The 23955-nt window shown below is 70.8% G+C and carries 23 protein-coding genes and 1 pseudogene; 13 read left to right on the forward strand and 11 right to left on the reverse strand.

Annotated elements, in window-relative coordinates; genetic code table 11:
- Positions 1 to 80 precede the first annotated feature (80 nt).
- Positions 81 to 935, reverse strand: a complete 855-nt coding sequence (locus AB0915_RS25500) for a hypothetical protein (protein WP_366693284.1) — start codon at positions 933 to 935, stop codon at positions 81 to 83.
- Between the two features lie 322 nt (positions 936 to 1257).
- Here AB0915_RS25500 and purN point away from each other — a divergent pair, with 322 nt between their 5' ends.
- Entirely contained in the window at positions 1258 to 1914 is a 657-nt protein-coding gene (purN, locus tag AB0915_RS25505) for a phosphoribosylglycinamide formyltransferase (RefSeq protein ID WP_366693285.1), read from the forward strand.
- Positions 1901 to 3454 (forward strand): bifunctional phosphoribosylaminoimidazolecarboxamide formyltransferase/IMP cyclohydrolase, encoded by a 1554-nt coding sequence (gene purH / locus AB0915_RS25510; protein ID WP_366693286.1) that lies wholly within the window; start codon positions 1901 to 1903, stop codon positions 3452 to 3454. Before purN ends, purH begins: the two co-directional genes overlap by 14 nt.
- A gap of 102 nt (positions 3455 to 3556) precedes the next feature.
- Here purH and AB0915_RS25515 read toward each other — a convergent pair whose 3' ends face one another.
- Entirely contained in the window at positions 3557 to 4147 is a 591-nt protein-coding gene (locus AB0915_RS25515) for a hypothetical protein (protein ID WP_366693287.1), read from the reverse strand.
- 238 nt (positions 4148 to 4385) lie between these two features.
- Here AB0915_RS25515 and AB0915_RS25520 point away from each other — a divergent pair, with 238 nt between their 5' ends.
- The 5 genes from AB0915_RS25520 (at position 4386) to AB0915_RS25540 (ending at position 10216) form a co-directional block, all read left to right on the forward strand.
- On the forward strand, positions 4386 to 5255 hold the full coding sequence (locus AB0915_RS25520; protein ID WP_366693288.1) for a bifunctional methylenetetrahydrofolate dehydrogenase/methenyltetrahydrofolate cyclohydrolase: 870 nt from the start codon (positions 4386 to 4388) through the stop codon (positions 5253 to 5255).
- Between the two features lie 31 nt (positions 5256 to 5286).
- Positions 5287 to 6105, forward strand: a complete 819-nt coding sequence (locus tag AB0915_RS25525; protein WP_366693289.1) for a DUF3017 domain-containing protein — start codon at positions 5287 to 5289, stop codon at positions 6103 to 6105.
- 161 nt (positions 6106 to 6266) lie between these two features.
- Positions 6267 to 7487: an NADP-dependent isocitrate dehydrogenase gene (locus AB0915_RS25530; protein WP_366693290.1), complete on the forward strand. Its 1221-nt coding sequence runs from the start codon at positions 6267 to 6269 to the stop codon at positions 7485 to 7487.
- A 504-nt stretch (positions 7488 to 7991) separates the two neighbouring features.
- Entirely contained in the window at positions 7992 to 8609 is a 618-nt protein-coding gene (locus AB0915_RS25535) for a helix-turn-helix transcriptional regulator (protein WP_366693291.1), read from the forward strand.
- Positions 8610 to 9226: 617 nt separating this feature from the next.
- A complete protein-coding gene (locus AB0915_RS25540) occupies positions 9227 to 10216 on the forward strand; it encodes a malate dehydrogenase (RefSeq protein ID WP_358863140.1) in 990 nt (329 codons plus the stop codon).
- A gap of 115 nt (positions 10217 to 10331) precedes the next feature.
- Here AB0915_RS25540 and AB0915_RS25545 read toward each other — a convergent pair whose 3' ends face one another.
- Together AB0915_RS25545 and AB0915_RS25550 are read right to left on the reverse strand one after the other, a co-directional pair.
- A complete protein-coding gene (locus AB0915_RS25545; RefSeq protein ID WP_366693292.1) occupies positions 10332 to 11066 on the reverse strand; it encodes an isocitrate lyase/phosphoenolpyruvate mutase family protein in 735 nt (244 codons plus the stop codon).
- A 70-nt stretch (positions 11067 to 11136) separates the two neighbouring features.
- On the reverse strand, positions 11137 to 11649 hold the full coding sequence (locus tag AB0915_RS25550; protein ID WP_366693293.1) for a carboxymuconolactone decarboxylase family protein: 513 nt from the start codon (positions 11647 to 11649) through the stop codon (positions 11137 to 11139).
- A 47-nt stretch (positions 11650 to 11696) separates the two neighbouring features.
- Here AB0915_RS25550 and AB0915_RS25555 point away from each other — a divergent pair, with 47 nt between their 5' ends.
- Positions 11697 to 13100, forward strand: coding sequence for a PLP-dependent aminotransferase family protein (locus tag AB0915_RS25555; RefSeq protein ID WP_366693294.1), 1404 nt, complete (start codon positions 11697 to 11699; stop codon positions 13098 to 13100).
- Positions 13101 to 13133: 33 nt separating this feature from the next.
- On the opposite strand, the gene AB0915_RS25560 is transcribed toward AB0915_RS25555, so the two are convergent.
- The gene (locus AB0915_RS25560; RefSeq protein WP_366693311.1) at positions 13134 to 13988 is read right to left on the reverse strand and encodes a hypothetical protein; all 855 of its coding nucleotides are present in this window, start codon (positions 13986 to 13988) and stop codon (positions 13134 to 13136) included.
- 109 nt (positions 13989 to 14097) lie between these two features.
- On the opposite strand from AB0915_RS25560, the gene AB0915_RS25565 reads away from it, so the two are divergent.
- Positions 14098 to 14373 (forward strand): hypothetical protein, encoded by a 276-nt coding sequence (locus AB0915_RS25565; RefSeq protein ID WP_366693295.1) that lies wholly within the window; start codon positions 14098 to 14100, stop codon positions 14371 to 14373.
- Between the two features lie 6 nt (positions 14374 to 14379).
- Positions 14380 to 15581 (forward strand): annotated as a pseudogene (locus tag AB0915_RS25570) (glutathionylspermidine synthase family protein).
- Positions 15582 to 15662: 81 nt separating this feature from the next.
- Here AB0915_RS25570 and rocD read toward each other — a convergent pair.
- The 4 genes from rocD to AB0915_RS25590 all read right to left on the reverse strand — a co-directional run bounded on the left by rocD (position 15663) and on the right by AB0915_RS25590 (position 19475).
- The gene (rocD, locus tag AB0915_RS25575; protein ID WP_366693296.1) at positions 15663 to 16868 is read right to left on the reverse strand and encodes an ornithine--oxo-acid transaminase; all 1206 of its coding nucleotides are present in this window, start codon (positions 16866 to 16868) and stop codon (positions 15663 to 15665) included.
- A 113-nt stretch (positions 16869 to 16981) separates the two neighbouring features.
- Positions 16982 to 17812 (reverse strand): hypothetical protein, encoded by an 831-nt coding sequence (locus AB0915_RS25580; RefSeq protein ID WP_366693297.1) that lies wholly within the window; start codon positions 17810 to 17812, stop codon positions 16982 to 16984.
- 107 nt (positions 17813 to 17919) lie between these two features.
- Positions 17920 to 18741 carry a hypothetical protein gene (locus AB0915_RS25585; RefSeq protein ID WP_366693298.1) on the reverse strand — a complete coding sequence of 274 codons (822 nt, stop codon included), beginning with the start codon at positions 18739 to 18741 and terminating at the stop codon, positions 17920 to 17922.
- Positions 18738 to 19475 (reverse strand): sigma-70 family RNA polymerase sigma factor, encoded by a 738-nt coding sequence (locus AB0915_RS25590; RefSeq protein WP_366693299.1) that lies wholly within the window; start codon positions 19473 to 19475, stop codon positions 18738 to 18740. Before AB0915_RS25590 ends, AB0915_RS25585 begins: the two co-directional genes overlap by 4 nt.
- Positions 19476 to 19521: 46 nt before the next feature.
- Here AB0915_RS25590 and trpS point away from each other — a divergent pair, with 46 nt between their 5' ends.
- Both trpS and AB0915_RS25600 read left to right on the forward strand, forming a co-directional pair.
- On the forward strand, positions 19522 to 20535 hold the full coding sequence (gene trpS, locus AB0915_RS25595) for a tryptophan--tRNA ligase (RefSeq protein ID WP_366693300.1): 1014 nt from the start codon (positions 19522 to 19524) through the stop codon (positions 20533 to 20535).
- A 150-nt stretch (positions 20536 to 20685) separates the two neighbouring features.
- Positions 20686 to 21276, forward strand: a complete 591-nt coding sequence (locus AB0915_RS25600; protein WP_366135639.1) for a 2'-5' RNA ligase family protein — start codon at positions 20686 to 20688, stop codon at positions 21274 to 21276.
- A 45-nt stretch (positions 21277 to 21321) separates the two neighbouring features.
- Here the strand turns inward: AB0915_RS25600 and AB0915_RS25605 are convergent, their stop codons facing one another.
- Both AB0915_RS25605 and AB0915_RS25610 read right to left on the reverse strand, forming a co-directional pair.
- Positions 21322 to 22077 carry a decaprenylphospho-beta-D-erythro-pentofuranosid-2-ulose 2-reductase gene (locus AB0915_RS25605; protein ID WP_366693301.1) on the reverse strand — a complete coding sequence of 252 codons (756 nt, stop codon included), beginning with the start codon at positions 22075 to 22077 and terminating at the stop codon, positions 21322 to 21324.
- Between the two features lie 53 nt (positions 22078 to 22130).
- Complete coding sequence (locus AB0915_RS25610; RefSeq protein WP_366693302.1) at positions 22131 to 23480, reverse strand: FAD-binding oxidoreductase; 1350 nt, start codon at positions 23478 to 23480, stop codon at positions 22131 to 22133.
- A 166-nt stretch (positions 23481 to 23646) separates the two neighbouring features.
- On the opposite strand from AB0915_RS25610, the gene AB0915_RS25615 reads away from it, so the two are divergent.
- On the forward strand, positions 23647 to 23877 hold the full coding sequence (locus tag AB0915_RS25615) for a hypothetical protein (protein ID WP_366693303.1): 231 nt from the start codon (positions 23647 to 23649) through the stop codon (positions 23875 to 23877).
- Positions 23878 to 23955: the final 78 nt, after the last annotated feature.

Below are 23955 nucleotides of genomic sequence, written 5' to 3' on the forward strand. Positions count from 1 at the left end.
GCCGCGGTTGCTGAGGGTGCCGTACTCGCGGTGGCCGCGGCCTTCGGAGGCCGGGCCGACGAGTGCGCCGGGGGAAAACGCTAGTTCTTGACGCCGAAGAACGGCTCCAGCGGCTTCGGCAGGAGATCGTTGCAGGCCAGCTGCCCGGACTTGGTGAGCGCGTCGTTCACGCAGGTGTAGTAGTCGCGGTAGACCAGCTGCATCGTGAACGTCATCGCGACGATCGACAGCGCCAGCAGCGCCGTGACGAGCCCGCTGACCGCGGCCGTCGTCTGCGGCCTGCCCTGGATCTGCGCATACGGTGCACCGGGTCCGGAGGCCGGGGCGCCTGTCGCAGCGGAGCCCGTACCGGAAGAACCGGCGGCGGTGCCGTCCGCCGCCGTCGCGCTCTTGGGCTTGGCGCGCAGTGAGCTGATCGACCAGTACACGGCCAGCGTGCCGAGCAGCAGGGCGATCTCCGGGAAATCGAAGATCGCGAAGAAGAAGGCCCACATGCCGGAGAGCAGCGCGTAGCGGGCGCGGCGCTGGGCGGGGTCGGTCGGGTCCCAGCGCAGTCCGCCGGGGGTGTTCTCGGGTCCGCCCCGGCCGTTCGGTCCGCCCTGGCCGCCGGGACGGCCACCGAAGCCGCCGCTCTGGCGTCCCGGCTGCCGGCTGCTCCACTGGCTGCCCCAGACGGGGCGGTCGTCGGAGGAGCCGTTCTCGGGTGCCCCGTCGCCGTTTCCGCTCCCGTTGCCCTCTCCGCCGGTCCCGCCGTTCGACGGGTGGCGGGGCTGCCACGGCTGGTCGGGGCGGTTCTCCGGCGGTGCGGCGAACGGGTTGTCGTCCTTGTCCGGGGAAGAGGAGGAGTCCGTGGGGGGCCGGCGTTCCCTCAGCAGCACTGAGGACCGCTCGGGCAGCGGGAGGCGGAAGGCGGTGCGGCGGCGTCGGTCCGGCATATGGTGAACGTCTTCCCCATCTCGTCATTTCCGCCCTGCGGACGGTTCGCTGTCCCCTGACGCTACCTCCCGGCCATCAGGGGCCGAAAGCGGGGAGCGCGGCCGCGGCGGCCCGTGCCTTCCGCCCGGCCCCCTCCTCTCTTCGATCCGGCCCCTCACCCCCGTCCCGTGGGGGTCCCCCGATGTGCCGGTATCGTTGCTGACGGTCGACTCCTTCGTAGAGTTCCCCGTATCGAGGGGGGCGATTCTTTCGTACGACCGTACAAATAGCGTCGCTCTGCTTCACCACGCGAGGCTTCACCACGCGAGAAAGGGCCCAGCCGTGGCCTCCCCGCCCTCCTCCGCCGCCCCGGCCCGCCTGGTCGTGCTGGTCTCCGGCTCGGGTACGAACCTCCAGGCCCTGCTCGACGCGATCGATGACGACCCTGCGGGCTTCGGCGCCCAGGTCGTCGCGGTCGGCGCCGACCGCGACAACATCGTGGGTCTGGAACGGGCGGAGCGCGCGGGGCTGCCGACCTTCGTCTGCAAGGTCAAGGACTACGCCACCCGCGAGGAGTGGGACGCGGCGCTCGCCGCGGCCACCGCAGCGCACCACCCGGACCTCGTGGTGTCCGCGGGCTTCATGAAGATCGTGGGCAAGCGGTTCCTCGCCGAGTTCGGCGGCCGGTTCGTCAACACCCACCCCGCCCTGCTCCCCAGCTTTCCCGGTGCCCACGGGGTGCGTGACGCACTCGCGTACGGCGCGAAGGTCACCGGGTGCACCGTTCACTTCGTCGACGACGGTGTCGACACCGGTCCGATCATCGCGCAGGGCGCGGTCGAGGTGACCGAAGAGGACACGCCGGAGGGCGAAGCCGCTCTCCACGAACGCATCAAGGAAGTCGAGCGCAAGCTGCTCGTCGAGGTCGTGGGGCGGCTCGCCCGTAACGGCTATCGCATTGAGGGACGAAAGGTTCATCTCGGTCATGTCGGTGAATAAGCCCATCCGTCGCGCCCTGGTCAGTGTCTACGACAAGACGGGGCTCGAAGACCTCGCCCGAGGTCTTCACGAGGCGGGCGTCGAGCTCGTCTCCACCGGTTCGACCGCCGGGAAGATCGCCGCTGCCGGTGTGCCGGTCACCAAGGTCGAGGAGCTCACCGGCTTCCCCGAGTGCCTCGACGGCCGCGTGAAGACGCTGCACCCGCGCGTCCACGCCGGCATCCTCGCCGACCTGCGCCTGGACGCCCACCGCGAGCAGCTCGCCGAGCTGGGTGTCGAGCCCTTCGACCTCGTCGTCGTCAACCTGTACCCGTTCAAGGAGACCGTCGCCTCCGGCGCCTCCGCCGACGAGTGCGTGGAGCAGATCGACATCGGCGGCCCGTCGATGGTCCGCGCCGCCGCCAAGAACCACCCGTCCGTGGCCGTCGTCACCAGCCCCGAGCGGTACGCCGACGTCCTCGCCGCGGTCAAGGCGGGTGGCTTCGACCTGACCGCCCGCAAGCGGCTCGCCGCCGAGGCGTTCCAGCACACCGCCGCGTACGACGTGGCCGTCGCCTCCTGGTTCGCGGACGACTACGCAGCCGCCGACGACTCGGGCTTCCCCGACTTCCTCGGTGCGACGTACGAGCGCAGCAACGTCCTGCGGTACGGCGAGAACCCGCACCAGCCCGCCGCGCTGTACACCTCCGGCTCCGGTGGCCTGGCCGAGGCGGAGCAGCTGCACGGCAAGGAGATGTCGTACAACAACTACACGGACACGGACGCCGCGCGCCGTGCCGCGTACGACCACGCCGAGCCGTGCGTCGCGATCATCAAGCACGCCAACCCGTGCGGCATCGCGATCGCCGACGACATCGCCGAGGCGCACCGCAACGCGCACGCCTGCGACCCGCTGTCGGCGTTCGGCGGGGTCATCGCCACCAACCGTCCGGTGACCGTCGCCATGGCCGAGCAGGTCGCGGAGATCTTCACCGAGGTCATCGTCGCCCCGGCGTACGAGGACGGCGCGGTCGAGATCCTTGCCCGCAAGAAGAACATCCGCGTGCTGCGCTGCCCCGACGCCCCGAGCTCCGCGGTCGAGCTCAAGCCGATCGACGGCGGCGCGCTGCTCCAGGTCACCGACCGGCTCCAGGCCGACGGCGACAACCCGGCCAACTGGACCCTCGCCACCGGTGAGGCGCTCTCCGAGGACGAGCTCGCCGAGCTCGCCTTCGCGTGGAAGGCCTGCCGCGCGGTCAAGTCCAACGCGATCCTGCTCGCCAAGGGCGGCGCCTCGGTCGGCGTCGGCATGGGCCAGGTCAACCGCGTCGACTCCGCGAAGCTCGCCGTCGAGCGGGCGGGTGAGGAGCGGGCGCGCGGCGCGTACGCCGCCTCGGACGCGTTCTTCCCGTTCCCGGACGGCCTGGAGATCCTGACCGCGGCCGGCATCAAGGCCGTGGCCCAGCCCGGCGGTTCGGTCCGTGACGAGCTGGTCGTCGAGGCCGCGAGGAAGGCGGGCGTGACGATGTACTTCACGGGTACCCGGCACTTCTTCCACTGACCCGGCAGAACGGCCGAAGGCCGTACCCCCACTCACGTGCGGGGGTACGGCCTTCGTGTGATTCCGGTGCCGCGACGGCGGGCCGGCAGGCCCGCGGCCGGATCAGTACTGCGGCTGCTGCTGGCGGTTGAACCAGGCGTTACCGTCGGCCCTCGCGACGAAGACGATGATCAGCACGGCGAGAACCGTGTGGACGAGACCGAAGATGACGAACGGGTAGATACCGAGAATCGCGGTGATCGCACCGAAGACGATCGCTGTGATGCGGATGCCGTTGGTCCCCTTGCCGAACTTCACGGCCAGGAACACGGCAAGGACGCCCCACAGCACCGCGAAGGCCACGATGCCCCACAGGGCATTGCCGGAGTAGTCGGCAAGCTGCTGGAACTGAACGTCGTCCTTGAGCGTCGCGTCGTTCTTGGCGGCGCTCACGGCCGCAGCGGCGATCGCGAAGATGACCGCGCCGATGACCTGCAGGCCAGTGATCACGTAGAGCATGACCCGGGCCGCCTTAACGCCGCCCGGCATCTCGGTGGGCACACCAGGGAAGCCGTAACCGGGCTGGACGGGCGGGGCCTGCGGGTAGCCGTAACCCTGCTGCGGCACGCCCTGCGGGGCCTGCTGGGGGTAGCCGTAGCCCGGCTGCCCACCCTGCGGCTGGCCATAGGGGTTGTTCGGGTCGCCGTTGCTCATGGCGAAATTCCTCCGTCGAAAAATGTGCGGGGACGACGCGGTCCGCGCGGAGGAACGGTGCACAATCAGAACGGCCTGTCCCCCCGACACTGCCCACGGTGCTGCGCGGCTCATCGTGGTCTTGACATCGGCTTTTTGTCCAGTCAGTAGCCGAATGTGTTGTCCAAGCGCAACCTGATGGCCACCGGCGGCACCCAGAATTGGTATGCGGGCGGGGTCATCCGCGAGGATGGACACCATGACTGCCCAGATTCTCGATGGCAAGGCCACCGCAGCCGCGATCAAGTCCGATCTGACCGCCCGCGTGGCGGCCCTCAAGGCGCAGGGCATCACCCCTGGCCTGGGAACCCTGCTCGTCGGGGACGACCCGGGCAGCCGGTGGTACGTGAACGGCAAGCACCGCGACTGCGCGCAGGTCGGCATCGGCTCAATCCAGCGCGAACTCCCCGACACCGCCACCCAGGAGGAGATCGAGGACGTCGTACGGGAACTCAACGCGAACCCCGACTGCACGGGTTACATCGTGCAGCTTCCCCTTCCCAAGGGCATCGACACCAACCGGGTCCTGGAACTGATGGATCCGGCCAAGGACGCCGACGGTCTGCACCCGATGAACCTCGGCCGCCTCGTACTGAACGAGACGGGTCCGCTGCCGTGCACCCCGCAGGGCGTCGTCCAGCTGCTCCGCCACCACGGTGTGGAGATCAACGGGGCGCACGTCGTGGTCGTCGGCCGCGGTGTCACCATCGGCCGCTCGATCCCGCTGCTGCTGACCCGTAAGTCCGAGAACGCCACCGTCACCCAGTGCCACACCGGTACGCGTGACCTCTCCGCCCAGCTCAAGCAGGCCGACATCATCGTCGCCGCCGCGGGTGTCCCGCACATCATCAAGCCCGAGGACGTGAAGCCGGGCGCTGCCGTGCTCGACGTCGGCGTCAGCCGGGACGAGCACGGCAAGATCGTCGGCGATGTGCACCCCGGTGTGGCCGAGGTCGCCGCGTGGATCTCCCCGAACCCGGGCGGTGTGGGCCCGATGACCCGCGCCCAGCTGCTCGTCAACGTGGTCGAGGCGGCCGAGCGCGACGCGGCTGCCGCGTCTTCCGGCTGACCTGATGCTGACCTGATCCGGAAGGAACCCCATGGGTGCTGGTACGAGTCCGGCCGATCCGGCCGCCGCGGCGGGCCGGACGATTCCGGCGCCGCCGGATGAGGAAGTGACCGCGGTGGAGGCCTCCGGCGGGGCGGCGGCCGACGACCGTGCCCAGCCGGCCCGGGGCGCCGACGTGCGGCGGGACGGCGACTCGGGAACCGGGCCGGAGGACGCTTCCGGCGCGGACGCGGGCGCGGCTTCCGGTTCCGATGCGGGCTCGGCCCCAGGTCCGCGGGACGACGTGGCTCGCGGCGCGGAGGCCGGCGCGGGTGGCGACTCCGACAGCGGTGCGCGCGGCTCCGACGGCCGCGAGCCGGGCAGCGGAGCCGAGGGCGAGGGCTCCGGCGACAACGGCTCGGACCGGGGCCCGGACGACGCCGTCTCCGCCCCCGCGCCCGGTGGCGGTCCGCGTGGATCGCGACGGTTCCCGTCGTTCACCCGGGACACCGCCCGCCCCGAGGGTGGTGGCCGGGCCGCGTCGGGTGACGCGCCCGCCCCGGCCCGTCAGTGGCCGCTGCTGGCCGTGCTCTGCACGGCCGGGACCGGACTGCTGATCGTCGCCTTGAACCCCTTCACGGAGGCCTTCCGGATCGGCACGATACTGATCGGCGCGGCCCTCATCGGGGGCGCCGTGCTGCGCTGTGTCGTCCCCTCGGTGGGCATGCTCGCGGTCCGTTCCCGCTTCACCGACCTGGTGACGTATGGACTCCTGGGCGTCCTGATCGTGATGCTCGCCCTCGTGGCGCAGCCCAAGCCATGGCTCGACCTCCCCTTCCTGGAGCACGTGGTCCGGTTCACGATCCGCTGACACCGCCGCCCGTGCGGCCCCGCCGCGGCCCCCTCGCACCCGACAGGTGCGAGGGGGCCGCGGTTTTGTGCAGGGCAAAACCGCCACCATGTATCTCGACATCGAGTATCTTGGCATCGAGATAACCGGCAGTCGAAGCGTGAGAGGGATGTGTCCGCTCCATGGTCAAGATCAAGGTAGCCAGCCCCGTCGTCGAGCTCGACGGCGACGAGATGACCCGCATCATCTGGTCCTTCATCAAGGACCGGCTGATCCTTCCGTACCTCGATATCGAGCTGAAGTACTTCGACCTGGGCATCGAGCACCGGGACGCCACCGACGACCGGGTGACGGTCGACGCCGCCCACGCCATCAAGAAGTACGGCGTCGGCATCAAGTGCGCCACGATCACGCCGGACAGGGAGCGGGTCGAGGAGTTCGGGCTCAAGGCGATGTACCGCTCGCCGAACGCCACCATCCGCAACATCCTCGGCGGCGTCGTCTTCCGCGAGCCGGTCATCATGCAGAACGTGCCACGGCTCGTCCCGGGCTGGACCAAGCCCGTTGTCGTCGGACGGCACGCCTTCGGTGACCAGTCCCGCGCCACCGAACTGAACATCCCGGGCCCGGGGACCCTCACCATGACCTACACGCCGAAGGACGGCTCCGATCCCGTCGAGGTCGAGGTCCACGAGTACCCGGGTGCCGGTGTCGCGCTGTCGATGTACAACCACGACGAGGCGATCCGCGACTTCGCGCGTGCCTCGCTGCGCTACGGACTGGCGCGCGCCTACCCCGTGTACATGTCGACGAAGAACACCGTCCTCAAGACGTATGACGGCCGCTTCAAGGACATCTTCCAGGAGGTCTTCGACACCGAGTTCCGCGCGGACTTCGCGAAGGCAGGTCTCACCTACGAGCACCGCCTGATCGACGACATGGTCGCCTCCGCGCTCAAGTGGGAGGGCGGCTACGTCTGGGCGTGCAAGAACTACGACGGCGACGTCCAGTCCGACGTCGTCGCGCAGGGTTTCGGCTCGCTCGGCCTGATGACCTCGGTCCTGACCTCCCCCGACGGCAGGACCGTCGAGACGGAGGCCGCGCACGGCTCGGTCACCCGTCACTACCGCCGGCACGAGCGCGGCGAGGTGACGTCGACCAACCCGATCGCGTCGATCTTCGCCTGGACCCGCGGACTCGCCCACCGCGGCAGGCTGGACGGCACACCGGAGGTGGTCGCGTTCGCCGAAGCGCTGGAGCGGGTCTGCGTCGAGACCGTGGAAGGCGGTCGGATGACCAAGGATCTGGCGCGGCTGATCTCCGCGGACGCCCCGTGGCTGACCACGGGGGAGTTCCTGAACGTGCTCGACGTGAACCTGCAGAAGGAGATCGCGTCGCTCTGACGGCCTCGCGCCGACTGCCCACACGCCGATCTGTGGTGTCCGTCCCCTCCCCCGAGAAGGGACGGACACCCGAGGCCGGAGTCCACCGGAGCGCAGATGCCCCCGGAACGTGGCGACTTGAGCGGCCTTGCCCCGGCCGGACGTCAGCTTTGTCGACGGGGCGTCAGGGATCAAGGGGTGCCGGAGGCCTGTGGCACGGAAGTGACCATTCCGCCATGGTGTGATCGCTGCGCGACGGTGGCGGTCCGGCGTGGCGGAGCGCCACGGAAGGGGGGCGCGCGAGGGTGCGCGCCGATCCCTCGAACGCCACCGTGCGCCATCTCTCCCGCAACTGGCAGCCTGCCTTTGGGCATCCTTCTGGGTAGTCCGGAACGGTGGACCGCCGTATCGGGGCAGGGGGAACGACAGGGCGACGGAAGAGCGGGGCACGCCAGGCACGTTCGGGGGAACGGAGGGGGAACAATGCCTCGTTGGAAGGCATTACCGGATGAACTCGATCCGCAGGTGAGGGAGTTTGCGGGCCAGCTGCGCAGGCTCATCGACCACAGCGGGCTGAGTGTCGCAGCGGTGGCCGACCGCACGGGCTACAGCAAGACGTCGTGGGAGCGTTACTTGAACGGGCGGTTGCTCGCCCCTGAGGGGGCGATCGTCGCTCTGGCCGAGGTCACGGGCACCGACCAGGCACATCTGGCCACCATGTGGGAGTTGGCGGAGCGGGCCTGGAGCCGCTCCGAGATGCGCCACGGCCTGACGATGGAAGACATCCGGGTCGCGCAGGCGCGCGCGGCGCTCGGCGAGTTCGGGCCGAACCCGTTGGGCGACGACAGGAGCCGCCGCTTCGGCGGCCGGACCACCGGCACGGCCGTGGACGAGGGCGCGGGTGCGGGCGGCGGGGGGCGCCCGCCATCCGTACCGATCCAGCGTGGGAACGCGCCACGGGCGCCGCAGCCGGCCGACCGCCGCAGGCTGACCCTGGTGCTCACCGGTGTGGTGGGCGCACTGCTGGTGCTGGCCGCGGCGGTACTCCTGACCGACCCGGGCGGCGACGACAAGGGCGGGAAGGCCCCGGCCGCCCCGTCGTCGACGCCGGCGCGGACGCGTACACCCCAATGGTCGCCATGAAGAAGGCCGCCGACGCCAAGGCGTGCGCGACCCTCGCCTCCGGCACGAAGGGGTTCATAACTGCTGGGCAGGCACATGGTTTTGGCGAACATGAACTCGATTGGGTGAACGGCGCGACGAGCTGCGGGTATGCCCGGCGGGGTGTGCGTAACGTTCTCGGCGCGATCTGGGACGCCGGGTGTGGTGTCAGCAGTCGGGGCTCCCGTATCACCAGCGAGATGGTTCGGGGCCTCCCCGTCGCCTTGGCCACACCTATATGGCCAGGTCGTAGGGATTCCGCCCGCCCGGGACGGAGCGCATACGTGATGTGCGTCGCCGCCCGGGACGTGAAAGCGGAGGACCAGTGCGCCCAAGACCGTTCGAGGCGTGCCGGTGAGCCGGGACTCACTCCTGCTCACTGCCCAGGAACGGTGCACCACCGCCGCCGCCGAGTGAGAACGGGCGGGGCGCGGTGAGCGGTGAGTGACCGGCTGTGTGCGGTGCCACAGGGGGGCGGGCGGCCCGGAGGTCCCGGGTCGGATAGCCTGAACGCTGGATATCTCTTCACATCAAGATTCAGGGGATATCCAGCACCAGGGGCAGGGACCCCCACCGCCAGCTGTCTAACGGAGATCGCCATGACCCGCACTCCCGTGAATGTCACCGTGACCGGCGCAGCCGGCCAGATCGGCTACGCGCTGCTCTTCCGCATCGCCTCCGGCCACCTGCTCGGCCCGGACGTGCCGGTCAACCTGCGCCTCCTGGAGATCCCGCAGGGGCTGAAGGCCGCCGAGGGCACCGCGATGGAGCTCGACGACTGCGCCTTCCCGCTGTTGCGCAACATCGAGATCACGGACGACGCCAACGTCGGCTTCGCCGGTGCGAACGTCGCCCTGCTCGTCGGCGCCCGCCCGCGCACGAAGGGCATGGAGCGCGGCGACCTGCTCTCCGCCAACGGCGGCATCTTCAAGCCGCAGGGCAAGGCCATCAACGACAACGCCGCGGACGACATCAAGGTCCTCGTCGTCGGCAACCCGGCCAACACCAACGCGCTCATCGCGCAGGCCGCCGCCCCGGACGTACCGGCCGAGCGCTTCACCGCGATGACCCGCCTGGACCACAACCGCGCGATCTCGCAGCTGGCCGCCAAGACCGGTGCCGCCGTCTCCGACATCAAGAAGCTGACGATCTGGGGCAACCACTCGGCGACCCAGTACCCGGACATCTTCCACGCGGAGATCGCCGGCAAGAACGCCGCGGAGATCGTCAACGACGAGGCGTGGCTGGCCGACACCTTCATCCCGACCGTCGCCAAGCGCGGCGCCGCGATCATCGAGGCCCGTGGCGCGTCCTCGGCCGCCTCGGCCGCCAACGCCGCCATCGACCACGTGTACACCTGGGTCAACGGCACCGCCGCCGGCGACTGGACCTCGATGGGTATCCCGTCGGACGGCTCCTACGGTGTGCCGGAGGGTCTCATCTCGTCCTTCCCGGTCACCACGAAGGACGGCAAGTACGAGATCGTCCAGGGCCTGGACATCAACGAGTTCTCCCGTGCGCGCATCGACGCGTCCGTGCAGGAGCTCACCGAGGAGCGCGACGCGGTCCGCGAGCTCGGCCTGATCTGATCCGTTACGCCCTCCGAGGCGTACACCACCGCCCCCGGCAGCAGTCGCTGCCGGGGGCGGCCGCGTCGCCACCGAGGGCCTTCGGCGGCGACGACCGCGCACCGCGCCGCGGCGCCTACCCCTTCCGCAGCTCGTCCGCGATCTCGCGTACGGCCGCCATGGCCAGGCGCTGGAGTCTCGGGCCGAAGGTGATCCGAGTGGCGCCCAGCCCGCCGAGCTCGCGCGGGGTGGGGCCGCCGGCCCGGGCGAGGGCGTTGAGCGGGCCCGGGATGGCGGCAGCCAGCCGGGGCAGGGCCTCGGGCGGGGCCGCGATCGGGTAGACGCAGTCCGCGCCCGCCGCCACGTACAGCAGGGCGCGGCGAACCGTCTCCGCCTCCTGGTCCGTGCCGTCGGGGACGCCGTGGATGTATGTGTCGATGCGGGCGTTGACGAAGAGCCGGTCGCCCGCGACCGCCCGTACCTCCGCCAGCCGGTCCGCCTGCCGCTGGGCATCGACGAGGGTGCCGTCGGCCGAGTCCTCCAGATTGCAGCCGACGGCTCCGGTGTCGAGGAGGCGTTCCACGAGTTCCTCCGGCGCCAGCCCGTAACCCGCCTCGATGTCCGCCGAGACGGGGACGGCGGCCGGGACGGCGCGCACGATCCGGGCGACGGCCGCGAACATCTCGGCGGCGGGCGTCGCCCCGTCCTCGTACCCGAGCGAGGCCGCGACCCCGGCGCTCGGGGTGGCCAGCGCCGGAAAGCCCGCGTCGGCGAAGACACGGGCGCTCGCGGCGTCCCACGGGCCGGGGAGGACCAGCGGGTCGCCGGGGGTGCGGCCGTGGTGCAGCGCGCGGAGAACGGACACAGTCATCGCGGGGCTCCTGGGGTGGGGTGGGCTGACGGTCCGGATCGCGGCCCGGACCGGATCTGCCGGATCAGGGTCAGTGCTTGCTGTCGCCCGGGGTGTAGTGGCCCGGGACCATCCGGGTGGTCACACCGAACCGGTTCCAGGCGTTGATCACCGTGATGGCGGCGATCAGCTGGGCGAGCTCGGCCTCCTCGAAGTGCTTCGCGGCCTTCTCGTACACCTCGTCCGGCACGAAACCGTCGGTGAGGACCGTCACGGCCTCTGTCAGCTCGATCGCCGCGATCTCCTTCTCCGTGTAGAAGTGCTGCGACTCCTCCCACGCGCTGAGCTGAATGATCCGTTCGACGGACTCGCCCGCCGCGAGCGCGTCCTTGGTGTGCATGTCGAGGCAGAACGCACAGTGGTTCAGCTGCGAGGCGCGGACCTTCACCAGTTCGACGAGGACCGGGTCGAGGCCCTTCCGGGACGCGACGTCCAGCCGGACCATGGCCTTGTAGACATCGGGGGCGAGCTGGGCCCAGTGCAGGCGGGCGCTGTGCTCGGGGGCGTGGCCGGAGTTCGAGTGGGAGTGCTCGTTCGTGGTCATGGATACGACGCTACGGGGTGGATGGCGCACGGGTATGGTCCATTTTCATGACGGATTCCTGGGCCACTTTCGGAGCCGACCTGCACATCGACCCGACCGGTGCGGCAGGGCTGCGGGCCGGGCTGATGGACGCGCTGCGGGAGGCCGCACGGACCGGGCGGCTGGCACCCGGTACCCGGCTGCCGTCCTCCCGGACGCTCGCCGCGGACCTGGGTATCGCCCGGAACACCGTCGCCGACGCCTACGCCGAACTGGTCGCCGAGGGGTGGCTCACCGCCCGGCAGGGCTCCGGTACGAGGGTCGCACAGCGGACCGAACCGCGCCCGGTGGCCACGACGACGCCGCGCTCCAGGCCGGTGCGCCGACGGCCCACGTACAGCCTGATGCCCGGCTCGCCGGATCTCTCCACGTTCCCGCGCTCCGACTGGCTCAAGGCGGCCCGGCGTGCCCTGACCGCCGCGCCCAACGACGCCTTCGGGTACGGCGATCCGCGAGGACGCATCGAGCTGCGCACCGTACTGGCCGGCTATCTGGCGCGGGCGCGCGGCGTGTACGCGGACCCGGAGCGGATCGTGATCTGTTCCGGCTTCGTCCATGGCCTGATGCTGATGGGGAAGGTGCTGCGGCAGCGGCGGGTGCGCGAGGTGGCCGTCGAGTCGTACGGACTGGACATGCACTGGCAGCTGCTCGCTGATGCCGGACTGCGCACTCCCTGCCTGCCGCTCGACGGACTCGGCTCCCGGACCGGGGAACTGGCCGGGATGCGTGGGGTGGGCGCGGTCCTGATGACGCCCGCGCACCAGTTCCCCACGGGGGTCCCGCTCCATCCGGACCGGCGGGCCGCAGCGGTCGACTGGGCGCGGGGCACGGGCGGACTGATCCTGGAGGACGACTACGACGGGGAGTTCCGCTACGACCGGCTGCCGGTCGGCGCCCTCCAGGGCCTCGACCCGGAACGGGTCGTCTACCTGGGGACGTCCAGCAAGTCCCTGGCGCCCGGGCTGCGGCTGGCCTGGATGGTGCTGCCGCGCGGGCTGGTGGGGGCGGTGGCCGAGGCCAAGGGTCAGGTCGACTGGGTGTCGAGCACGCTGGACCAGCTGACGCTCGCGGAGTTCATCGAGTCCGGCGCCTACGACCGCCATGTGCGCTCCATGCGGCTGCGCTACCGGCGCCGCCGCGACCAGCTCGTCGCGGCGCTCGCCGAACGTGCTCCCGCGCTCCGGGTCAGCGGGATCGCCGCGGGTCTGCACGCCGTGGTCGAACTCCCGGAGGGCACCGAGCGAGCGGTGATCCAGGCCGCCGCCTGGCAGGGCCTGGCACTGCAGGGTCTTGACCGCTTCCGGCACACGGACGCGGAGGCGGGCAGCGACGCCCTGGTCATCAGCTACGGGGCGCCGACCGACAGCGCCTGGGCGGGAACCCTGGAGGCGCTGTGCCGGGTGCTCCCGTAGGGGTGTGGGAGGACCGCACCGGTGCGGTACGCGCTACCGCGCGCCCGGGACGGCCGGCTCGGTGATGTCCGCCGGAGCCTCGCCGAACCGGGTCAGCGCCAGCGCGCCCACCACCGCCACCGCGAACCCGGTGACCGCCAGCCAGCCGAGACCCTCCCGCGTGCGGTCCCCGAGCCAGACGACGCCCACCAGCGCCGGACCGATCGTCTCGCCGATCACCATGCCGGCCGTCGCCGTCGTCACCGAGCCCCGCTGCAGCGCGGACGTGAGCAGCAGGAACGCCGCACCTCCGCCCAACAGCAGCGCATACGTCGCCGGGTTGGCGACCAGCGCCGACGGCGAGACGTCGTCGATCAGCCGCACAGTGACCTCGACCACCCCGAAACCGCACCCTGCCCCCAGCCCCAGCACCAGTGCGCGCGACTTCTCCGGCAGCCGCCCGGCCGCCGCGCCGATCACCAGGACACCCAGTGCGACACCGAGCATCGACCAGCGCAGCGCGGTCGAGCCGGTCAGGTCGCCCTCGCCGCCGGCGGCGAGCCCCAGCATGGCGAGACCCGCACAGACCACGCCGACGGCGGCCCACTCGGTACGGCTCAGCCGCACGTGCAGCAGGTGCGCGGCGACCACGGCCGTCACCGCGAGACTTGCGGCGAGGGCGGCGCCCACCGCATAGATGGGCAGGGAGCGCAGGGCGACGATCTGGAGGACGAAACCACAGCCGTCGAGGGCGAGTCCGGCCATGTAACGCCACTGCCGCACGGCGCGCAGCAACAACGCCGGATCGACCCCCGCACCGGACCCCGGCCCGGCGGCCGCCCGCGCGGCCACGGCCTGGAGGACGGAGGCCGTACCGAAACAGACCGCGGATCCGAGCGCGCAGATCATCCCAAGGAGCACATGGGGACTCTACGTGGGTGGTTCCGGCCGAAAGCAGCAGCCCTCTAATCTGGCGAACGTTCCTATGGTGTGAACCGGACAACGGGGGAGACCGAAAATGGCCAAGCGCAGGTTGAGGTCGAGCACAGTGGTGCTCGGTTCCATGGGCGTTCTCGCGGCGGCGATCACGTCCTGTGGTTCGGAGCCGGACAAACGGTGCGTGGACCCGGTCACCCACTCCAAGCTGCCGAACTACGAGTGCAAGAACAGCAACGGCAAGGGCGACTACTACTACGGCGGCACCTCCAAGGGCGGCACCGTTCAGGGCGGCAGTTTCGACAAGTCCGCCGTCGACCGCGGCGGCTTCGGCTGCTCCGGTACGAGCGGCGGCTGACCGGTCATGGAACGCCGCACCGCGCAACCGCGCCCCGGCTGGCAGGAGACGGTCGAAGAGCAGGGGATCGTCTACCCGCTGACCCGCTGACCCGCTACCCGGACGGATCCCTGCGCCCGTACTGGGACGAGAGTGCCTACTACGTCTTCTCGCTGCCCGAGGTCGAGGCGTTGGAGGACGTCGTCGAGGAACTGCACACCATGTGTCTGGCCGCCGCGGCGCACATGGTCGACCGGGACCGCTTCGCCGAGCTCGGCATCACCGACCGCCGACTGGCCGCCCTGATCACCGAATCCTGGCAACGCCACGCCGAACTGCCTTCCCTGTACGGCCGGTTCGACCTGCGCTACGACGGGACCGGCCCGGCGAAGATGCTGGAGTACAACGCCGACACCCCCACCTCGCTCGTGGAGGCGGCCAGCGCCCAGTGGTTCTGGATGGAGGACCGATTCCCGGACGCCGACCAGTGGAACTCCCTTCATGAGCGTCTCGTCGCCGCATGGAAGCGGCAGGCCGCACTGCTGCCGCCGGGGCCGCTGCACTTCGCCCACTCCGAAGGAGACGAACTGGGCGAGGACCTGATGACGGTCGCGTATCTGCGCGAGACCGCCGAGCAGGCCGGGATCGACACCGAGGCACTCTCCGTCGAACAGATCGGCTGGGACCGGCTCACCGGGCGGTTCGTCGACGACCGGCTCCGCTTCATCCGTAGCTGCTTCAAGCTGTACCCGTGGGAGTGGCTGGCGACCGACCGCTTCGGCCCGCATGTCCTGGACACCCTCGACAACGGGGGCGGAACCGGCACCACCTGCTGGATCGAGCCCGCCTGGAAGATGCTGCTCTCCAACAAGGCGCTGCTGGCCATCCTCTGGGAGCTCTTTCCGGGCCACCCGAATCTGCTGCCCTCCTATCTGGACGGCCCCCGCGAACTGGCCGCGGACGGGAAGGGCGGCCGTGGCTATGTCGCCAAGCCGTTGCTCGGCCGTGAGAGTGCCGGTGTCACGATCCATGGACCGGGAAGCCCCGCGGTGACACGGGACGAGCCGTGCTGCTACCAGGAGTTGGCGCCTCTGCCGGACTTCGACGGCAATCGGGTGGTGCTCGGTGCCTGGGTCGTCGAGGACGAGGCGGCGGGTCTCGGTATCCGGGAATCGGCGGGGCTGGTCACGGACGAGTACGCCCGCTTCCTGCCCCACGTCATCCTCTAGGAGGGGCACGAGTGCCCCTCCCGGTGCGCCTGCCGGCCGGGCTTGCTCCGGGCACCGGCTGTGGGCGACACGCGCGTCCCGTCAGCCGCGCAGCACCTCCCGGAGTTGCTCCAGGCCCCAGTCCAGGTCCTCCTTGCTGATCACCAGGGGCGGGGCGATCCGGATCGTCGAACCGTGGGTGTCCTTGACCAGCACCCGGCGGTTCATCAGCTTCTCGGAGATCTCCCGGCCCGTGCCGCGGCTCGGGACGATGTCCACGCCCGCCCACAGCCCGCGCCCCCGCACCGCCTCCACGGCGCCGCCGCCCACGAGCAGCCCCAGCTCCTGATGGAGGTGGTCGCCCAACTCCTTGGCCCGCTGCTGGAATTCACCGGTACGCAGCATCGCGATGACTTCCAGTGCGACCGCGCAGGCGAGCGGATTTCCACCGAACGTCGAACCGTGTTCACCGGGCCGGTAGACCCCCAGCACCTCGGCCGACGAGACGACGGCCGACACCGGTACCACGCCGCCGCCCAGCGCCTTGCCGAGCACGTACATGTCCGGCACGACGTCCTCGTGCTCACAGGCGAAGGTCTTGCCCGTCCGGCCCAGCCCCGACTGGATCTCGTCCGCGATGAACAGCACATTCCGCTCTCGGGTCAGCTCGCGCACCCCGGGGAGATAGCCGGGCGGCGGCACCAGCACCCCGGCCTCGCCCTGGATCGGCTCCATCAGCACCGCCACGGTGTTCTCGGTCATCGCCGCACGGAGCGCGGTGAGGTCCCCGTACGGCACGATCTCGAACCCCGGTGTGTACGGTCCGAAGTCCGCCCGAGCCTCCTGGTCCGTGGAAAAGCTGATGATGGTCGTCGTCCGGCCGTGGAAGTTGTTCGCGGCGACGATGATCTTCGCCATGCCGTCCGGGATGTCCTTGACCCGGTAGCCCCACTTGCGGGCGGTCTTCACCGCCGTCTCCACGGCCTCCGCCCCCGTGTTCATCGGCAGCACCATCTCCATGCCGCACAACTCGGCGAGCTGCGTGCAGAAATCGGCGAACCGGTCGTGATGGAAGGCGCGCGAGGTCAGGGTCACCCGGTCCAGCTGCGCCTTGGCGGCCTCGATCAGACGCCGGTTGCCATGGCCGAAGTTGAGCGCCGAATAGCCCGCGAGCATGTCGAGATACCGCCGACCCTCGACGTCGGTCATCCAGGCGCCGTCCGCCGAGGCGACGACGACCGGAAGCGGATGGTAGTTGTGCGCGCTGTGCGCCTCGGCGGAGGCGATGGCAGTTTCCGTGGTCGACACGGGATCTCCGTTCGTCGTGCGGCGTCGGGCTCGGGTAACGCCCACTTTGTATCGTCGGTCGGATCCTCGGGGAGGAAACCTTCAATCCATGGCGCGCCCATGCGTTTGCGCAGTCAGAGGTCGAGGAGTTCCTGACGTGGACCGGTCTCCCGGCCGCGGCCCTCGCCCCCGCTTCCGCCGACACCTCGACGGGCCGCCAGTGGCCGCAGGGCCAGGGCGAGCGCTGCCCCTGCCACCAGTCCGGGTACGGCCCACCACACACCGTTGAAGCGGTCGGACGAGCCGGAGGCCCCGGCCGCCGCCGGGGCGGCGGACGCGGAGGCGGCGGGCCACGGCGCCGGTGCGGGGCCTGCGGCGCGGTCCTGCGGGGCGGACTGCCCGCTGTCCTCCCACGGCTGCGGGAACAGCGCCGCGTACGCCTCCTCGCTGTTCTTCTTCCCCAGCAGCCCGAGCTGCTTGAACAGCGCGACCAGTTCCGCCGGCTTCGTCGCCCGGTGCCAGTACCCGCGGTAGGTATAGGGAACTTCGGAGGCCGTGTGTATCCAGACCGTGTCCGGATCGTCTCCCGGGAAGACGCGGTCGGTCCGCATCGGCTCCAGGTCGTGGACCATCCAGGTCACATTGATCTGCCGCGTCCCCACCGCCCCGTCCAGGCTCTGGGGCCGCTCCTTTCCGCCTTCGCCCGCTGGGCCCAGCAGCGCCTCCAGCTTGGTGTACCTCGGATCCGAGACGGAGAGCGCGGTCGCCTTCCCGCTGTCCGGTGAGGCGACCAGCACCGTCGTCGGCCCGCCCGCCGCCGCACCCGGAGCGAGACAGAGGCTCAGCCCACACACCGCCGCCGCCGACACGGCCAGCCGTCGCAGAAACCGGAAGCGGCCCACCGGCCGCCGGGTGGATCGAACGCCTGGCTGGTGTTCCGCGAGCCGGCCTCCTGGCTTTCGCATGACGTCCCCCTTGCGCTGTCCGGTACGGACCGCCCGTACCGTGTCACCTCTGGTACACCGCCCGAGCCCCGCAGGTTCCCCTCCCGGGCGACCGGTTTTCCGCACCGTCAGAGCGCGGAACCGGCGACCGAACGAGCCCGCTCCCGCGAGGCCACGCCCTCCAGCCGCAGAGTCAGCCGCCCGGCCTTCACCCACAACAGAGTCGGTCCAGCCGTCCGCTGGGACCGTGACCACCGCACGCCGTCCCCGTCGACCATGCCGAACTGCAGCACATGCGGTCTCGCGAACCAGAGGCCGTCCACCGCGCCGCCGCGGCCGTCGGCCACCTTCAGCCACTCCGGCTGTTCCCGCACCTGCTTGATGAAGGACGGATCCAGCGGCGCCGCGAACTCGTCGAGCCGTATCGTCCGCCCTTCCTCCTGCCAGCACAGCGTGACCATCCACCGGCCCTCCGGCAGCCCCGACACGGACACCGCGTCCGGCGCGCCGAGCGCCCCGGGCACGACCGGCCGGAAGCCCGACCGCCGCGCCGCTTCCGCCGTCGTCACCGGGGTGCCGCAGCCCGGCACCGGTGCTCCCGGCTGCTCGGGGACCGGCAAGGACGGGTCGTACCGCACGTCCACCCCGCCGAAGTCGAACCAGTCGGCGACCGTCGCCCGTACCGGAGGCGTCAGCACCAGCACGGCCAGGAGCCCCGAGAGCGCCGCGGCCAGCAGCCGGGCCCGCCGACGGGCCCACACCCCGGCCCGCTCCAGCCGCCCCGGGGGTACCGGCACGGGCACCGGGACCGCTTCGGCGACGATCTGCGCCAGCACCCGCTCGGCCATCGTCAGCCCGCCGCCCTCCGGCTCGGGGACCTCCATCCCGTGCCCCAGCGCCAGCAGCTCCGCCCGCAAGCGCGCCCGGTCCGGATCATTCGCACCCGTCACCCCACGTCACCCCCTCCCACCCCGGTCCCGAGCTTCTTCTCCAGCTTCTTCAGTGCACGGTTCAGCCGGGACTTCACCGTCCCCCGCGGCCAGCCCAGGGTCCGCGCCGTCTCCGCCTCGTCCATCTCCAGCAGGTATCGGTAGGTGACGACCTGCCGATGCTCCTCGCTCAGCTCGTCGAGCGCTGCTGTCAGCAGCGTCCGCCGTTCCTCCGCGAGCGCCGCCACCGCCGGATCCGCCGACTCCGGTATCACCGGCTCGGCGCCCCGCAGCACCGCCTCGCGCCCGGCCACCGCACGCGCCCGACCCGCCGACCGGAGTGTGTTCCTCGTCTCATTCACGACGATCCGCAGCAGCCACGGCCGGAATGCCGCGCCTTCCCGGAATCGACCGAGCGACTGATACGCCTTGAAGAACGCGGACTGCACCACATCCTCCGCCTCTGCCCCCGCTCCGAAGGCGACCGCAGCCCTCAGCGCGACGCCCGTGTGGGCGCGCACCAGCTGCGCGTATGCCTCCGCCTCTCCGGCGCGCACACGAGCGATCACCGCGGCCTCGTCCTCTGCCGGCGCCCCTTCCGGCGCCCCGGCACGAGTCCCGGTCCGCTGTTCGGCCCGCGCCTCGGCCTGCCTTCCGGCACGCCCGAGAGCGCGGTCCGCACCCCCGTCCTCGACGGCGCGGCCCCCCTCCCGACCCCTCTGCAGGGCCCCCTCCTGCGTCCTCACACCTTTCATACACCGGCTGCCGGAGATTGGTTCCGTACCTGAGACAATGAGTCCTATGGCCTCTGAACGCCCCCGCGTGCTCTCCGGAATCCAGCCCACCGCAGGCTCGTTCCACCTCGGCAACTACCTCGGTGCGGTCCGCCAGTGGGTGGCGCTGCAGGAGTCCCACGACGCCTTCTACATGGTGGTGGACCTGCACGCGATCACCGTTCCGCAGGATCCCGTGGAGTTGCGTGCGAACACCCGGCTCGCCGCCGCCCAGCTGCTGGCCGCCGGTCTCGATCCCGAGCGCTGCACGCTCTTCGTCCAGAGCCATGTCCCGGAGCACGCCCAGCTCGGCTGGGTCATGAACTGCCTCACCGGTTTCGGCGAGGCCTCCCGGATGACGCAGTTCAAGGACAAGTCCGCCAAGCAGGGCGCCGACCGGGCGACCGTCGGCCTCTTCACATACCCGATCCTCCAGGTCGCGGACATCCTGCTCTACCAGGCCCACCAGGTCCCGGTCGGCGAGGACCAGCGCCAGCACATCGAGCTCACCCGCGACCTCGCCGAGCGTTTCAACGGCCGGTTCGGCGACACGTTCACGATCCCGGCGCCGTACATCCTCAAGGAGACGGCGAAGATCTACGACCTGCAGGACCCGTCGATCAAGATGAGCAAGTCGGCGTCCACGCCGAAGGGCCTGATCAACCTGCTCGACGAGCCGAAGACCACGGCCAAGAAGGTCAAGAGCGCGGTCACCGACACCGACACGGTCATCCGGTACGACGTCGAGAACAAGCCAGGTGTCAGCAACCTCCTGACCATCTACTCCACCCTCACCGGCACGGGTATCGCGGATCTGGAACAGAAGTACGAGGGCAAGGGCTACGGTGCGTTGAAGACCGACCTCGCCGAGGTCATGGTCGAGTTCGTCACACCTTTCCGGACCCGTACCGAGGAATATCTCGACGACCCCGAGACGCTGGACTCGATCCTGGCCAAGGGGGCGGAGAAGGCCCGGGCGGTAGCCGCCGAGACCTTGGCCCGGACGTATGACCGGATGGGCTTTCTGCCCGCGAAGCACTGAGTCCGAGGACCCTGGCGAGATGACGGCTCCAGGCTGCACACTGGGCACACTGGCGACAGGAGACCAAGCCCGGTGACGGCCTGAAACCAGCCACCGATCGCGGTGACGGCGGCACGCCGGTCACCGACTTCGAAGAGTGAGGAGAACGACGTGGGGACCGTTACGCTCGGCGTTTCGATCGCGGTCCCGGAGCCCTACGGCAGCCTGCTCCAGGAGCGGCGCGCGAGCTTCGGGGACCCTGCCGCATTCGGCATTCCCACCCACGTCACGCTTCTCCCGCCGACCGAGGCGGAGGCGGCCGACCTGCCCGCGATCGAGCGGCATCTCGCCGAGATCGCGACAGGCGGCCGTCCCTTCCCGATGCGGCTGTCCGGCACGGGGACCTTCCGTCCCCTGTCGCCTGTGGTCTTCGTCCAGGTCGTCGAGGGTGCGTCTGCCTGCTCCTGGCTGCAGAAGCGGGTGCGGGACGCGTCCGGCCCGCTGATGCGCGAGCTGCAGTTCCCGTACCACCCGCATGTGACCGTGGCGCACGACATCCCCGAGCAGGCGATGGACCGGGCGTACGAGGAGCTCGCCGACTACGAGGCGTCCTGGACCTGCGATTCCTTCGCGCTGTACGAACAGGGCCCGGACGCCGTCTGGCGCAAGATCAACGAGTTCCCGTTCGGGGCCGAGAGCGGCGCGCCCGCCGTGCCCGCGCAGGGCGGCAGCTCCGTGGACGAGCCGTCCCTGCAGCCCTGAGGCCGTAACGGCCTGCCCTGCGACAGGGAACCGTAAGCGCTGCGCTCAGACCGGCAGGCGCCGGAAGAGCGGTCGCGGCACGTGCCGAAGCGCCGACATCACCACCCGCAGCGCCCCCGGCACCCACACCGTCTCCGAGCGCCGCCGCAGTCCCGTCACGATCGCCACCGCGACCGCGTCCGGGGTCGTCGCGAGCGGTGCCTCCGGCATCCCCGCCGTCATCTTCGACCGTACGAAGCCGGGGCGTACGACCATCACATGCACCCCCGTGCCGTGCAGCGCGTCCCCCAGCCCCTGGGCGAACGCGTCCAGGCCCGCCTTGCTCGACCCGTAGATGAAGTCGGCGCGCCGGGCACGCTCACCCGCCACCGAGGACAGGGCCACCAGCGATCCATGCCCCTGCGCCTGGAGTGCGCCGGCGCACACCAGTCCGGCGGAGACAGCGCCGGTGTAGTTGGTCTGGGCGACCCGGACCGCGGAGAGCGGTTCCTCCTCGTCGCGTCCCTGGTCCCCGAGGACGCCGAACGCGAGCAGCACCATGTCGATGTCGCCCTCGGTGAAGATCTTGCCGAGAGTGGTCTCGTGGGACTCGGAGTCGAGGGCATCGAAGGCGACGGTACGGACGTAGGCACCCAGTTCCCGCAGTTCGGCCGCGGCCGATTCCAGCGCGGGGGACGGGCGTCCGGCCAGCCAGACCGTGCGGGTGCGGCGGGCGATCAGCCGACGCGCGGTGGCGAGCCCGATCGCCGATGTCCCACCGAGGACGAGCAGGGACTGCGGGGCACCGAAGGCGTCCTTCACGGAAACACTCCTAGCGGGGGTGGCGGGGGAGAGGGAGCGGGCAGTGCGCGGGCTCAGAGGCCGAGGCGGCGGGAGAGGTCCGAACGGAACGCCCCGTCCGGGTCCAGTTCGGCGCGCAGCGCCCGGAACTCGGGCAGCCGCGGATACATCGCGGCCAGCGTCTCGGGGCGGAGCCGGGAATCCTTCGCCAGGTAGACGCGGCCACCGGCCGTCGCGACCTCCTCGTCCAGCTCGTCGAGGAGGCGGGCCAGGTCCGGCAGCGTGGCCGGCAGATCGAGGGCGAGCGTCCAGCCGGGCATCGGGAACGACAGCCAGCCCGGATCGCCGTTCCCGAACCGTTTGAGCGCGGCCAGGAACGACGGGCAGCGCCGCCGCGAGATGCGGCGCACGATCCGGCGCAGCGCCTCCTCCTGCCCGTATCCGACGACGAACTGGTACTGCACGAAGCCGCTGCGGCCGTACACCCGGTTCCAGTGCGGTACGCCGTCCAGCGGGTGGAAGAACGTGGACAGCTTCTGGAGTTCGCCGACGCGGTACGTGGGGGCTCTGCGGTACCGGAGCTCGTTGAAGAGGGCGACAGAGGTGCGTCCGAGCAGTCCGTCCGGTACGAACGCGGGCGCGACGGGCAGCTGTCCCGGGCGGAACGTGAGCGGTGTGCGCCGGGCGCGCGTCGGGAGCACATGCAGGGGCGCGTGCTCCCCTCGGGTGAGTACGGAACGCCCGGTCGCCCTGCCTCGGGCGAGGAGGTCGATCCAGGCGGCCGAGTAGCGGTAGCGGTGGTCGGAGCCGGTGAGCCGGGCCATCAAGTCGTCCAGATCGACAGCCCGTTCGGTGGTGACCGACATCAGTGACGTCGCGACGGGCTGGAACCGGAGCGTGGCCGAGAGGATCACCCCGGTCAGTCCCATGCCGCCCGCGGTCGCGTCGAAGAGAGCGGTGCCGGGCCGGACCGTACGGATCCCGCCGTCGGCGGTCAGCAGCTCCATGTCCTGTACGTGGCGGGAGAAGGAGCCGGAGACGTGATGGTTCCTGCCGTGGATGTCGGCGCCGATCGCTCCGCCCACGGTGACGTAACGGGTTCCGGGAGTCACCGGCACGAACCAGCCGAGCGGTAGCAGTACTTCCATCAGCCGGTGCAGGCTCACGCCCGCGTCGCACACCACCAGACCGGTGGCGGCGTCGATGGTGCGGATCCGGTTCAGCGCGGTCATGTCGAGGACGGAGCCGCCCGCGTTCTGTGCCGCGTCGCCGTACGCCCGGCCCAGACCGCGCGCGATGGAACCACGGGGCCCGCAGCCGCGCACCGCGTCCGCCGCCTCCTCGTACGTACGGGGACGGAACCGCAGGGCGGTCGTCGGGGCGGTACGGCCCCAGCCGGTCATGGAGACGGTGTCGACAGACATGGTGGTGACCGTATCGCCCGAGAAAACACCTTTGAGGGATGTGTTACAGAACTCACCGAAATGGGCGATTGAAGGAGTTTTGCTCATCAGTGACGCGCAACTTCCTTTACTGACCAGAAGAGTCCGCTTCGGCTTCGTTCGGCACCCAGGGCGCGGCCCTCGCCCCTTGTCCGTGACGCCGGAGAGCGGCGGCCCGGCCGGCGGAAGCCTTGCGCCCTGGCGTCCGCTGTCGGTGATCCCGTCCGTCCTGGCGGTGCTGCGGTGCTGCGGTACGCGGGGTTCGCCGGCCGCGGCACGCCCGGCGAACCCCGAGGACGTGGTGCCGGGAGACCGGGCGCTCGCCGCCGTCGGGCTGGTGTGGACGGCCCCGTGCGGACCGGCGGCCGCCGAGCCGTGAGGGTCCAGCCTGCGGGGTTCTGCCTCGGCCGTACCGGGTGTTGGTCGCCGTCGACGCCCGCGGCTCTGTGGTGCAGTT

It is taken from the genome of Streptomyces sp. NPDC048411 (assembly GCF_040704695.1).
Classification (GTDB): Bacteria; Actinomycetota; Actinomycetes; order Streptomycetales; family Streptomycetaceae; genus Streptomyces.